The sequence below is a fragment of the Flavobacterium sp. GT3R68 genome (genome assembly GCF_007109225.1).
Taxonomy (GTDB): Bacteria; Bacteroidota; Bacteroidia; order Flavobacteriales; family Flavobacteriaceae; genus Flavobacterium.
Genome location: NZ_VJZK01000004.1, coordinates 36,303 through 51,073, shown reverse-complemented (window position 1 = coordinate 51,073; position 14,771 = coordinate 36,303). Strand labels below are relative to the sequence as shown.

At 38.7% G+C, this 14,771-nt stretch carries 8 protein-coding genes; 3 read left to right on the top strand and 5 right to left on the bottom strand.

The genetic code is table 11. The features are described 5' to 3' along the window. Positions 1 to 185 precede the first annotated feature (185 nt). Positions 186 to 2,339 (top strand): PAS domain-containing protein, encoded by a 2,154-nt coding sequence (locus FNW07_RS08780; protein ID WP_126742783.1) that lies wholly within the window; start codon positions 186 to 188, stop codon positions 2,337 to 2,339. A gap of 5 nt (positions 2,340 to 2,344) precedes the next feature. Here FNW07_RS08780 and FNW07_RS08775 read toward each other — a convergent pair whose 3' ends face one another. The 5 genes from FNW07_RS08775 to FNW07_RS08755 all read right to left on the bottom strand — a co-directional run bounded on the left by FNW07_RS08775 (position 2,345) and on the right by FNW07_RS08755 (position 7,730). After that, positions 2,345 to 2,947 (bottom strand): GNAT family N-acetyltransferase, encoded by a 603-nt coding sequence (locus FNW07_RS08775; protein ID WP_370511504.1) that lies wholly within the window; start codon positions 2,945 to 2,947, stop codon positions 2,345 to 2,347. Beyond that, positions 2,934 to 3,290, bottom strand: a complete 357-nt coding sequence (locus FNW07_RS08770; RefSeq protein WP_126742784.1) for a hypothetical protein — start codon at positions 3,288 to 3,290, stop codon at positions 2,934 to 2,936. Before FNW07_RS08770 ends, FNW07_RS08775 begins: the two co-directional genes overlap by 14 nt. 99 nt (positions 3,291 to 3,389) lie before the next feature. Continuing rightward, a complete protein-coding gene (locus FNW07_RS08765) occupies positions 3,390 to 4,568 on the bottom strand; it encodes an AIR synthase related protein (protein ID WP_126742785.1) in 1,179 nt (392 codons plus the stop codon). 86 nt (positions 4,569 to 4,654) lie between these two features. Beyond that, positions 4,655 to 5,440: an OmpA family protein gene (locus FNW07_RS08760; protein ID WP_126742786.1), complete on the bottom strand. Its 786-nt coding sequence runs from the start codon at positions 5,438 to 5,440 to the stop codon at positions 4,655 to 4,657. Positions 5,441 to 5,543: 103 nt separating this feature from the next. Further along, positions 5,544 to 7,730, bottom strand: a complete 2,187-nt coding sequence (locus FNW07_RS08755; protein WP_126742787.1) for a glutamine synthetase III — start codon at positions 7,728 to 7,730, stop codon at positions 5,544 to 5,546. A gap of 204 nt (positions 7,731 to 7,934) precedes the next feature. On the opposite strand from FNW07_RS08755, the gene FNW07_RS08750 reads away from it, so the two are divergent. Further along, on the top strand, positions 7,935 to 8,885 hold the full coding sequence (locus tag FNW07_RS08750) for a TerC family protein (protein ID WP_126742788.1): 951 nt from the start codon (positions 7,935 to 7,937) through the stop codon (positions 8,883 to 8,885). 224 nt (positions 8,886 to 9,109) lie between these two features. Then, positions 9,110 to 14,770, top strand: a complete 5,661-nt coding sequence (locus FNW07_RS08745) for a gliding motility-associated C-terminal domain-containing protein (protein ID WP_126742789.1) — start codon at positions 9,110 to 9,112, stop codon at positions 14,768 to 14,770. Position 14,771 lies beyond the last annotated feature (1 nt).

The window sequence follows — 14,771 nt, the reverse complement described above, 5'->3', positions numbered from 1 at the left end:
TTTGAAAATTTTTAAGTATCCGATTCAAACTTTCTGTTTTTCCGTTTTGTGCTCTATTTCGCAATAAAATATCAGGTTTCTATTTGCCGATTGAATAAAATTCACTAACTTCCCTACACTTTAAGTCTCAGATTATCAGCTTGTTTTTTTTATTTCATGCGTATCGAATTTAATACCTTCAGGTTATGAAAATTTCTTTCGACAAAAAAATATTTCTAGGATTAGCCATTAATCTATTAGTTGTTTTAGCCTCCGCATGGATTTTAATTTCCCGCTTCACTATTCCCAAAGACCAATTAAGAGATACGCAGTTAGACGTGATTGAACTGATACTTTTTGGACTATCTTTCTCTTTACTTATTGTTCTTTACTTTATTATAAGGAGTCGTCTTCGAACAGAGACGGTTTCGAAAAGCGTTCTTTTTGAAAATAAACAATTGCTGCAATCCATCATTGATAATACTTCCAATCCGATTTTCATAAAAAAAATAAATGGGGAATATTTATTGATTAACAAACAGTGTGAAACCTTATTCCATATTTCGAATGAAGAAATCGTCGGTAAGACCGATTATGATTTTCTGCCAAAAAATGTAGCCGACATTTACCGTAATTCGGATCTTGAGGTGGTCAAAGCATTACGGGAATTAAAAACGGAAGAAACCGTGCAGTTACCTGATGGCGCTCATACCTACATTTCGGTTAAGTTTCCATTGTATGATAATTCGGGAAGAATTTATGCAATCGGAGGGATTTCGACAGACATTACGGAAAGGAAAAAAACAGAAGATTCTATTAAAGCTTCGCACAAACTCTTTAATATGGCGATGGATATTATGGTCATCGCTTCGAATGATAAATTTGTAAAAGTAAATCCCGCACTCGGTAAGGTATTAGGATACAGTGAAGAAGAACTACTAAGCCAGCCATTTCTGGATTTTGTCCATCCACACGATCATGAGAGTACCCTGAATGAAATTGCAAAACTCAATATGGGTGCCATTACCATTCAATTTGAAAACCGTTGGCTGACGAAAAATGGAGGCGTAAAATGGCTTGCCTGGTCCGCCACTCCCGATTCGGCAACTGGCTTGTTGTATGCAGTAGCCCGGGATATCACTTATCAGAAAGAAAAAGAAAAAACATTGGTTTACGCCGATAAATTCTTCAACATGTCACATGATTTACTTGTAGTGGCGAAAGGCGATTATTTCATCAAAGTAAATCCTGCGTTCCGACGCACTCTCGGTTATACTCCAGAAGATATGGAAAACAAACCTTTTCTATTTTTTTCACATTCGGAAGATGCCAAAGCCACTGAGGCCATGCTCAAAAAACTAAGTAGAGGAGAATCAATTGTTAATTACAGAGCCCGTGCATTGTGTAAAGACGGCACCTACAAATGGCTGGATTGGTCCTGTACCATAGATCTTCAATCCGGACTGATTTATGCGGTGGCCCGGGATGTGACCGAAATAATGGAAAATGACGAATCGCTAATATTAGCAGACAATTTTTTTAAATTAACCTTTGACATCATAGCTGTTTCAAAAGACGAGCAATTCGTTAAAATCAACCCTGCCTTTACCAAAACGCTGGGATATACCCAAAACGATCTGTCTAAAATTAAATTCACCGAATTAATTCACGATGAGGATAAGGGAGAAGCAGACCAATTTATTGCGAAACTGTTGAAAGGAGAATCGGTTACTAATTTTAAAAACCGAATCCTTTGCAAGGACGGGATTTATAAATGGGTGCATTGGCACAGTAATTTTGATATGCAACAAGGACTTTTATATCTGGTGGGAAGAGATATAACCGAACAGATAAAATTTGAAGAAGAAGAACACATAGCGATTGATGCACTTTATGAAAATCAGGAAAAACTACGATTGATAGTAGAAAATATTGGCGATAGCGTTATTGTGGCCAATGCAGATAAAAAAATAATACTCGCCAATAATATGGCCAACGAATTTTTCGGAGTTAAGAAAGACGAAAAAATATCAGCGGATTTCACGAATCATTTTGAATTGTATTTCCCAGACGGAAAAACAGTATTCCCGGCCCAAAACCTGCCTATGGAAAGAGCATTAAGAGGAGAAGCTTCCAATGATGTTGATGTTGTGCTTTACAATTCAAATACCAACGAAAAGAAACGTGTACTAATCACCGGAAAACCGGTTATTGACCAGAATGAAAATGTGGTGGCTGCGGTAATAACTATTAAAGATATCAGCAAGTTTAAACAGCTGGAAAAAGATTTAATGGAAACAGAAACAAAATACAAACAGTTGATTGGATTTAGAAAAGGCGACAGTAATTCAGAAGCATAATCGCATTACGCAATTTTTATCTTCAAGTTCTCTTTCACTTCATCAAACCATTCGTTGCGCAAGATACTCAATACGATACTGTCGCGACGCACATCACTATCACATGTGGGCATATTGCTCCGCAAAACTCCATCTACTTTACAGCCAATACTCAACATGGCTGCCTTGCTTCTTTCATTGGTATTATCAGCACGGAATTCAACCCGTTCCATACCTAAGGTTTCAAAAGCAAATTGGAGCAATAAATATTTACAATGTTTGTTCAATCCGGTCCCATGAAAAGCGGAGCCGTACCAGGTATAACCAATCTGCACCGTTTTGAACGGGAAATTGATATCATAAAAACGGGTACTTCCGGCATACTGACCTGTTATTTTATCATAAACAATAAAGGGATATTCGGTTTGATTCTCTTTTGCTTGCATCGCAATCCGCAGATAGTTTTCGAGATTTTCTTTTCCGTTGGCGCGGACTAAAGAAAACTTCCAAAGTTCGGGCTCATGGATTGAAAAAGGCAAAAGATAATCGATGTCGGATGCTTCCAACGGACGCAGCAAAACATGATTGTCTTCAAGAATGATGTCTAATAAAATTTTATTCATTGCCATCATAGCGTTCCGGCACTTGAGGATCATAAAGCGGACATTTGAATTCTTCCATCATGTCTACGAAAAGGTCCATCGTTTTACCTTCGGTACCGTAGCAATCGATTTTGATGCTTTGAGGCGTTGTTCTGATATGAAAAGCACCGGGTCCGCTGTTATTTTTCCAACTGTTTTCATCCACGCGTTCCCACTTAGAAAACAACGAGTTGATTCGGTTGATAATTAACGTGGTTGGCAGTTCTTCCAAACCCTCTACTGGTTGTTCTTCCTCCACAAGGTTTTCATACACTTCCTGGTGGTTTAAATATGTGCCCTCCTGGTATCTCCAAAAAACTAATTCGTACATATTATGCAATTTTTTTTAGCCCCGATAAAAGCGGCATCCCACGCTTTTTTGCGTGGATATAGCGGATAGCGGGATTAGCTCCTGAAACAGCAGCTTTAATTAATACTCAAACACCCCATATTCGCTGGTGATGGTCAGCTTTTTAGTTGATGCGGCTTCTACCCTGCCCATGATTTGTGCGTCGACATTGAACGATTTTGAAATCGCAATAATATCCTGAGCAATGTTTTCCGGAACGTATAATTCCATTCGGTGGCCACAATTGAAAACCTGGTACATTTCCTTCCAATCGGTTTTGGATTGCTCCTGTATCAATTTAAATAATGGCGGAACCGGGAATAAATTATCTTTTATAATGTGCAGATTTTCTACGAAATGCAATATTTTTGTCTGCGCACCGCCACTGCAGTGCACCATTCCGTGGATAGAATCCGAATTGTATTTTTCGAGGATTATCTTGATGATTGGCGCATAAGTTCTGGTTGGAGAAAGCACTAATTTACCGGCATCGATAGGCGAATTTGCTACGACATCCGTCAGTTTTACTTTTCCGGAATAAATCAAATCTTCCGGAACAGCGGCATCGAAGCTTTCCGGGTACTTTTGTGCCAGATATTTATCGAAAACGTCGTGACGGGCCGATGTTAAGCCATTGCTCCCCATTCCGCCATTATATCCTTTCTCGTAGGTTGCCTGACCGAAAGAAGCCAGACCAACGATAACATCTCCTGCTTTAATATTCGCATTATCAATCACATCGCTTCGTTTCATCCGGGCCGTTACCGTCGAATCTACAATGATGGTACGGACAATGTCGCCCACATCGGCAGTTTCGCCACCAGTGGAATGAATTGTTACCCCGAAAGTTTTCAGTTCTGCGATCAGTTCTTCGGTTCCATTGATAATCGCGGAAATCACTTCTGAAGGAATCAGGTTTTTGTTTCGTCCGATGGTTGAAGACAATAAAATATTATCAGTCGCACCCACACACAATAAATCGTCAATATTCATGATCAGCGCATCTTGTGAAATGCCTTTCCACACCGAAATATCACCGGTTTCTTTCCAATACATGTATGCCAAAGAGGATTTGGTACCGGCACCATCGGCATGCATGATGATGCAATAGTCTTCGTCCTGGGTTAAATAGTCGGGGATGATTTTACAAAAAGCCTTTGGAAAAAGACCTTTGTCGATGTTTTTTATCGCATTGTGCACATCTTCTTTAGAAGCTGAAACGCCCCGTAGTGCGTATCTTTTGCTGGTATCTGAACTCATTCTGTCGTTGTGTTGTTGTGGGGCAAAGATAACCAGTTTTTTTGATTGTATAGAATTTTTAGAAATGGATTGGAGGGTAATTGTTGTTAATTTTCAACTATCAAAATTTCTACCCGGCGGTTTTCATTTTCTTCTTCTTCGGATTTTTCGGGAATCGGATGAACGGGTTTGGTTATTCCGAATCCTTTGAAGGAAAGCCGCTTCCGGTCGACTTTATTCTGTACCAAAAAATTGTAAATAGCTTTAGCCCTAGGTATGGAAACATCGTATTTTCCAACTTCTGTCTGGCAGCAGATATGGCCTTGTATTTCAATTTTAAGTTTAGGGTAATCATTCATAATACACAGTAATTCGTATAATATAGGTTTTGATTTGGGAACTAATTTTGCAGAATTATTGTAGAAGTAAATATTTTTAAGCTTAATCAAATCGCCCACTTTTGCGGTTTTCATTTTTTCATTTAATTCTTCCAATATGACACTTTCGGCAGTTTTGGGTTTTATTTTATCGTAGATGATAATGGCTTTTCGGTTTTCCGACTGTATTTTGGATTGGGTAAAATCTTCTCCAAAGCCTTTGATTTCATAATGGTTTTTGATTTTCACATCCCGTTCTTTCAGAAAATTATAAATGGCCTGAACCCGTTTTACCGATAAGGTATCGTTGTATGGATTGGTACCTTTCCAGTCGCAAAAACCGTAAATATTCTGGACCTCAATATCTTTGGACTGTTCAATCCAATCGACTAGTTTTTGATGGGCAACGGGATTGATTTCATGTTTATCAAAATCAAAAAAAACTTCTAATCTCTCCTGAGCGTGCGAAGCCAACACATTAAAAAAGAATACTAGTATTAAGTACTTCATTTTCATTCTTAAACGTTTTAAGTAGTACTAAGTTAAGATAAATTTATTACAAAAACACCCGATAGGTTTCAAGAAACGCATCGGGTGTAAAATTTTTATAAAAAAACTTTTATTTTGTGAATAACAGCTCTCTGTATTTGGTCAGGGTCCAGATTTCATCATCTACCAATAATTCCAATTTATCACAATGACTTCTGATCACATCAAAATAAGGTTTTACTTTATCACAGTAAGCTTCGGCCATAACATGAGCGTCTGTTAAACTGTTAGCGTCCTTTCTGGCCTCAGTCATTTCGTCCACTTTAGTATTGATACCTTCGATGTGTTCTGAAATCTCCCTGATCATAACGATTTGCTCTTTTCCGATTTTTTCAAAGTCTTTCCCGAAAATTTCTTTCAGTCCTTTTACGTTTTCAATCAAAATATTTTGGTAACGAATGGCCGTTGGTACCACGTGATTTTTAGCAATATCCCCTAAAACCCGGCCTTCAATCTGGATTTTCTTGGTATACTCTTCCAATTCGATTTCGTAACGCGCTTCCACCTCAACGTGGTTCATTACATTCATTTCTTTAAATAAATCCAATGCTTGTTGCGAAACTCTTGCTTTCAATGCCGAAGGAGTTGTTTTGAAATTACTCAAACCTCTTTTCGCAGCTTCTTTTTCCCATGCCTCACTATACCCATCACCTTCGAAAAGTATATTTTTGGATTGTTTGATGTACTCTCTCAATACATTGAAAATGGCATCATCTTTCTTCATGTCTTTAGTTTCAATCAAAACATCGACTGCTTTCTTGAAATCTTTCAATTGCTTGGCGACAATCGTATTTAAAGTAGTCATTGCATTGGCACAATTTGCAGACGAACCTACGGCTCTGAACTCAAATTTATTTCCGGTAAATGCAAATGGTGACGTTCTGTTTCTGTCGGTATTATCCAAAAGAACATCCGGAATTTTACCTACCACATTCAGTTTCAAATCGGTTTTTTCCTCCGGAGATAATTTCCCGGTAGAAACACCTTCCAATTCAGCCAATACTTTAGTCAATTGTGCCCCGATGAAAACAGAAATAATTGCCGGCGGCGCTTCATTGGCCCCAAGCCTGTGATCATTACTTGCCGTGGCAATTGCCCCTCTCAGTAAAGCTTCGTAATCATTTACCGCTTTGATCGTGTTGATAAAGAAAGTCAAAAACTGTAAATTGCTCATCGGCGTTTTACTCGGACTCAATAAATTAATTCCTGTATCGGTAGCCAATGACCAGTTGTTGTGTTTCCCGGAACCATTTACACCTTTGAACGGTTTTTCGTGAAACAAAACTTTAAAGTCATGGCGTTCCCCAACTTTTTGCATTACATCCATCAATAAAGAATTGTGATCTACCGCTAGGTTTGTTTCTTCAAAAATAGGGGCCAGCTCAAATTGATTCGGAGCCACTTCATTATGGCGTGTTTTTACAGGAATTCCAAGAAGCATACATTCTTCCTCCAATTCTCTCATGTATGATAATACACGGGTGGGGATAGAACCAAAATAATGATCATCCAATTGTTGGCCTTTCGCAGAAGTATGTCCTAATAAAGTTCTTCCGGTCATCAGGATATCCGGTCTTGAATTTGCCAAAGCGATATCAACCAGGAAATATTCCTGCTCCCATCCTAAGGTAGCGGTCACTTTCTTAACATTTTTGTCAAAGTATTTACAAACATCCGTAGCGGCCTGATCCATGGCATGCAAGGCTCTAAGCAAGGGCGTTTTATAATCTAAAGCTTCACCTGTGTATGATATAAAAACCGTCGGAATACATAGGGTTGTTCCAAAAATAAAAGCAGGAGATGTTGGATCCCATGCGGTATATCCTCTGGCTTCAAAAGTATTTCTGATTCCTCCATTCGGGAAACTCGATGCGTCCGGTTCCTGCTGAACCAATTGTCCGCCACCGAATTTCTCGAAAGAACCACCTTCAAAATCCGTTTCAAAAAAAGCATCATGTTTTTCTGCCGTTGTTCCTGTTAATGGCTGAAACCAGTGCGTATAGTGTGTTACATTTTTTGATAATGCCCATTCTTTCATTCCCATTGCAATATACTCGGCAATTTTCCTGTCAATCTTAACCCCGTTCTGCACAGCATCTTTTACTGCCTGATGCGCTTCAGGCGTCAAAAATTGGCGCATCGCCTGATCATTAAATACATTCGATCCGAAGAGATGGGATTTCCTTCCGGATTCTTCAAATTTTACTGGCTTTCTGTTTGCGGCATCATTTAATGCTCTGAAACGTAATGTTGACATAAAAGTAGATTTAAAAGTTTTTACCCTATTAATTTCGATGTAAAGATATAAAAAATTAAATTAAAAAGAACTTAGCCCTATTTTTTTAGGGGTATAGGTCGGAATTATGTTTTTATAAATTCCATTCATATTTAAAAAACAATTTAATAGAATGTTTCAAAATCAATAAGTATATTTGTAATACCACACCTAAATTCTCACAATATGATTGTCTGGATATTGTTTTTGGCATCGATTTTCATTTTTCTTGCTTTAGACTTAGGCGTGTTCAACAAAACTTCGCATGTAATCAGCAATAAGGAAGCCGGTATCTGGACGGCAATATGGATTACACTTTCATTTGCATTTTCAGGCGTGATTTACATAATATACTCCAACAATTATATAGAGAATCCGGATCATCTCAAACCGGTAGCTGCCACAATCAAATTCATTACCGGTTATCTTATCGAATTATCCTTAAGCGTTGACAATATATTTGTAATTGCTATAATTTTCAAATCCTTTAGAATACCTCAGAAATACCAACACCGCGTTTTGTTCTGGGGAATTTTGGGTGCCATTATCTTCAGGGCGGCCATGATTTTCTTTGGGATAATGCTTATCCATAAATTTAGCTGGACGACCTATATTTTTGGTGGCTTTTTGATATTTACAGCTATTAAAATGCTGGTTTCACAAAAAGAAGAAGAATTCCAGCCCAAAAAATCGTTGATTTACAGAGCATTGAAAAAGGTGATGCCGGTGACCCATCATATTGAAGGGGAAAATTTCTTTGTATTACGCAAAAGCATGAAAGCAGCGACTCCGCTTTTTGTCGCTTTACTGGTGATTGAAGTGACCGATATTTTATTCGCCGTGGATAGTGTGCCGGCTATTTTAGCCATCACATCGGACCCTTTTCTGGTATTCAGTTCCAATATTTTTGCTATTTTAGGGCTCCGCTCTATGTATTTCTTTTTGGCCAATATGCTCAAAAAGTTCCAACACCTGGAGTACAGCCTGATTGCAATTTTAGCTTTTGTAGGAATTAAGATGCTACTTCATGATTATGTAGAACTTCCTGAATGGGCTTCATTGAGTTTTATCATTCTGACTTTAGTAGTTGGAGTCGTATGTTCATTGAATTCCAGCGATAACGGCAGTACCAATTAAGCAACGTCAGCTTTTTATCAATCAAAACTGTTAAATTTTTAAAGTTTTTTACATAATTTGAAAGCGTTAAAATCCTAATTTATAACAAATACAGTCCTTGACAGCACTTTTTTTGCATGAAATGTTAATAATGTCAAAAAAAAGTTTTAATTTGTAATAAAAATATGAGTTTATAACACCATAATTCTAACGGTATGGTTAAATTTATAACAAAATTTTAAAATATGATGAAAACTACCTTTGAACGAAAGTATTTAAAAATATTTTTATTATTATTCCTCCTTCCCTTATTTTCTATTACAAAAACGTATTCTCAATGTGCCGGTACTAGTAATAGTAGTTTTCCGCCCATTTGTGATAAAAAAACATTTACAATGGGAGCAAATCCCGTTGGAGTAGTAGATCTATATTCTCTATTAGGAGGAACACCTACTCCGGGTGGTGTTTGGTCGGATTTAAATAGTTCCGGCGGTTTAAATCCCGCCACAGGATTATTAAACACCTGGCAAATCAACCGCGGAGGTATTTTTACCTATCGCTACAGGGTTACCAGCGTTCCTGGATGCGTTGCTCCTAATAATTTTGCAGATGTCACTATAACCCTTGGCGGATATCCTGGTGTGAGTGACCCAAGTAAGGATTTATGTATTAACGATGCACCGTACAATTTATTTGGCTCATTGGGAAGTAACCCTAATCCCCACAACAATGGAACATGGACTGGAGGACCTCCCGGATCTCTTTCCGGAAGTAATTTTAATCCTCAAATAGCAGGTTTAGGCACCTATGTCCTAACGTATACCGTACCTATTATTGGAATATGTAATACGAATCTTACTTCTACTGTAACTGTGACAGTTCAACCATTGCCAAATGCGGGAGTTGCTACTCCTTTGACTTTTTGTGAAACGGATGATTTTTCTGCTTATACCAATGTCGATTTGTTCAATCAATTGGCCGGAGAAGATAATGGTGGTTTCTGGACAGATACGAATGGTACGGGAGAACTTTCCGGGCCAGGTGATTCTGTTATCAACATACAAAATATCGCAAACACTTTTGGTGACGGAACCTATACTTTCACTTATACTGTTGATCCCTCACATCCTGTTTGTGATATAGCATCATCCAGTGTAGTGATAACCATTAAACCAGTTGTCGATTTAAATGGGTCCACTCTTACTGTGGCACCGGATATTTGTTTTAGTGAAATAGGCACAACTCCTATTATTGGGACTATAATCCAGGGTGCCATTCCGATACCAAATGGAACCTACAATATTACGTATGTATTAGGGGGAGCAAACGCCGGTACTGCAACCGTACCTGTGACTTTTAGCGGGGGTATTAACACTGCACCATTTACAATTAATTCCGCTTTTTTAACTACTATAGGAACTACCAGTGTTACTATTACTACGGTTTTTGACCCGAGCACTGCACCTACCAATTGTACCAGAACAATTGCGGGTTTATTGGATTCCTTTATTATTAATCCAAATCCGGATCCATCTGATTCCGTATTAAACATTCAGAATATCTGTTTAGGAGAAACTGCAATAGGTATAATCAGTGATGGGGGTACCACTCCTGCGATTCAATTAGCTGATGGCTCATACACCATTACATTTACTATCACGGGGCCAAATGGTCCTATGCCTGGTCAGACTGCTGTTGTTACCATTAATGGAGGTACTGGTCCTTTCAATATATTAAGCGCATTAACCCCGATTGATGGAAACTATTCGGTTGTAATAACAAATATTAGAAATAACACTACCAACTGTTCCTCACCTGCCAGTATTCCTTTTTCTTTCGTGGTAGCTCCAATTCCGGACGCTGTGTCCATCAGCGTTAGTATAGCTAATATCTGCGATGGGGAAAATGTAGTTGTGAACATTTCCGGAGCAACCAACTTAACGGATGGTTTTTATAACATTACTTATAATATATCCGGAGATATTACTTTGGCGGGCAATGTACAAAACAATGTCCAATTTACAGGAGGAACCAGTGTTCCATTTAATTTACCAGCAGGACTATTAGTAGTTGGTCAATATATGTTAACCGTCACTAATTTATTCAGTTCTTCCTCTACGTGTCAGACCACTACATTTACAAGTCCATCTGATTCCTATGAAATTCATGCTATTCCTGACGCCGGTGATATTATCGCTACTGTGGCTGATGTGTGTTTAGGACAATCCGGAACAGTACTATTATTTGATACTAATCCAGGAGTTGCACCGGAATTAACAAATGGTGCGTATAGCATTACGTATAATCTAACAGGAGCTAATACCACCGCTACGGGACAGACTGCAACCGTAACCATTGCTAGTGGTTCTCCATTAGGTACTTTTACTATTCCTGCATCTCTACTGACAAATACCGGGATTACCAATTTGGTGCTTACTATCATTACCAACACAACTACAGGTTGTGATGTTATTGGGGTCCCAATTATGGCCACTTTCGAAGTACTTGAAATTCCGCTTATCGACGCTGCATCATTATCAGTGCAGCCTGTATGTCAGGGACAATCTGCCACTGCTTCAATTTCGGGAGCTGGAGTAGGCGCGGGTAATTACAATTTAACCTATACTATTACTTATATTCCAACGGGAGTAAATACCGTAACAGGATTTGCAGTTGCGGTTGTATTTGATGCGGCTGGAAACACTTCGTTCAATATACCTATTACTCAAATACCAAATGACGGTAATTATACGATTACCATTACTAATATTGTAGACAACACGACCCCTAATGCATGTAGTGGCCCTGTAAGCGGCTTATCGGCTACTATTATTGTAAATGAAAACCCTGATACCAGTAATACTACTCTTAGCGCTACAGACCCTGTGTGTTTGGGAAGTGCTGGTCAGGTAACTTTAACTGATCTGACAGGGACATTGTCTGCCGGAACTTATAATATCGTTTATGAATTATCCGCACCGAATTTTGCAACTGGTCTGACAGCAACTGTAACTTTCCCAACAAGCGGTTCATTTAATATCCCACCTGGTTTATTAACGAACTTAGGAAATACTACTGTACACATTTCATCTATTGCAAATGCGGTTACCAATTGTACCAGTGCGGCAGATTTAAGAACTGATTTTGATATTGTTCCAATACCTGATCCTACCAGTGCTTCATTGACAGTTCAAGATATCTGTTTAGGAAGTAATGCAACAGGAATACTTACTGCACCTAACTTAATTGTTGGGAATTCGTATACTTTAACTTATAATTTAACCGGTGCATTAAATTCAAGCTCGGCGAATACTGTTTCGATAGTATACACTAACCCGAACACTTCTTTTATAATCCCTAGTACATTATTGACCAATGTAGAAAACACGCCAATTACAATTACCTCGATTACTAATACTACTGCCGGAGCTGGAAATTGTATTGTTCCGGGATTGAATATAGCAACTAGTTTTAATATAAATCCAATTCCAAACATTTTAGCCACAGAAGTTACTATCGCTCCGACTTGTATCGGAAACAGCGCTACTGTTAGTATTACAACCGGCGGCGGACTTATTAACGGGAATTACCAGATAAATTATTCGATTTCTGGTGCCAATGGTCCCAGTACACAAACTGCGAATTTCACCATTCCAGGTGGGACGTTTAATATTCCGAGTGCATTATTGACTAATGTTGGATTAACTACCGTTACTTTTAATTCGGTAACCAATACAGGTACAACCTGTAGCAATCTTTTAGGTTTTCCAAAAGATTTCATGGTAAACCCGTTACCGAATGTAACGCCAAGTCAGTTTAACGTAGACCCTATCTGTTTGGGACAAAATGCCTCGGGAAATATAATTAACGCCACTAACTTAGTGGATGGAAGTTATACTATTCTGTATGATTTAACCGGAGCCAACACAACGGGAGTTAGCCAATCGGCTATCCTGTCAATAGTTTCAGGTGCAGGAAATTTTGTGATACCTTCCACCATACTGACAAATACTGGAACCACAAACATTACAATTACTTCGATTACCAATAACACCACGGGATGTACTACAAGTCCGATTAACATTCCTGACAGTTTTGTAATCAATCCTCTACCGGATTTAACCGGAACTATGGTTAATGTAGTGGAACCAATCTGTTTAGGAAGCGGAGCGACTGCAAATATCAGTGGCTCCTTATTAGCAGATGGTACATACAATATAAATTATAATCTAACCGGAGCCAATACGATATCGGGAACAAGTACGGTAGTGCTGGTATCAGGAAGCGGACCTTTCATTGTCCAAGGATCTGAATTAAGCAATGCCGGAAGTTATACCATTACTATCACAGGTATAACCAATCCTGCCACTTTATGTACAGGAACAGGTAGCATACCACCGGATACTTTTGTTGTAAATCCGATTCCGGTAATCGTACCATCCGAAATTACTATCGCAGATATCTGTGTGGGAATTGATGCGTCAGTAGCAATCAACAGTTTAGGTTTAGCAGATGGCAATTATGATTTAACATACACACTTTCCGGGGCAAACACTATGCCGGCTCAAACAGTAAACCTTACTGTTGCAGGCGGTGTGACAAACTTTACGTTACTTGCAGCTCAATTGACAAATACCGGATTGACTACATTGAACATTACTATGGTCGTAAATACCGGTACAACTTGTTCCAATACATTTACCGCTCTATCAAGAGATTTCAATGTGAATCCAATTCCAACAATTAATCAAGGTGAAATGACCGTGGCAGATGTTTGTTTAGGACAGGATGCCGTGGGTACCTTATTGAATGCTGCAAATTTAGCAGACGGGACGTATAGTATTACGTATGATTTAACAGGTTTAACTAATAATGCAACCGCACAAACTGCTACTGTGACAATAACAGGCGGAGCAGGTATTTTTTATATTCCGGCCGCTCTCTTAACAACTGCGGAAACAACTACGATTACCATTACAGCTGTTTCAAATACTGCAACAGGATGTGCTACTTCCGGGTTGGCAGTTACCGATATCTTTAACGTGATTGCATTACCGAATATCACCGGAGCTACACTAACGGTATCTGACATCTGTCTTGCCTCAGATGCAGAAGTTATCATTGCTTCATCTCTGGCTGACGGTACCTACACCATTATTTATGATTTATCAGGAGCGAATACAAGTGTTGATAATACAGTAGGGATTCAGATAACGGGAGGCGCTTCAACGGGTTTCATTATTCCTGCTGCGTTGCTGCTAAACGCAGGTGCTACTACTGTTACTGTTCAGGATTTAATTTATGACACGACATTGTGTGGGGCGAATACAGTTTCTTTAAATCCGATAACTTTCACTATTAATGATCCAAGTGCGCCAACTATAGCTGCGGATGGAAATGAGTTTTGTATTCAGGACAATCCTACTATTGCTGATTTAACTGCAAATGTTTCTCCAAGTGTAAACATTACGTGGTACAATGCTGCATCGGGGGGTACTGCTTACAGCGCCACAGATGCGTTGGCACATAACACAACGTATTACGCAACAGTAACTGCAGGGGCTTGCGAAAGTTCAACACGATTAGAAGTGACAGTCGATTTAACTGCATGTGATGATTTATTTATTCCGGATGGTTTCTCGCCGAATGGAGATACTCAAAACGAAACATTTATCATAAGAGATATAGAACTTCTATACCCTGAGTTTGTACTTGAAATCTATAACCGCTATGGTAATATGGTTTATAAAGGAAATATAGATACTGCGCCATTTGATGGAAAACCAAATCAGACTACCATTATTGGAAGTGATGTTTTACCAACGGGAGTCTATTTCTATATTGTCCATTTCAATGATGCGATTGGCACGAAGCCTAAACAAGGAAGATTATATTTAAGCCGATAAT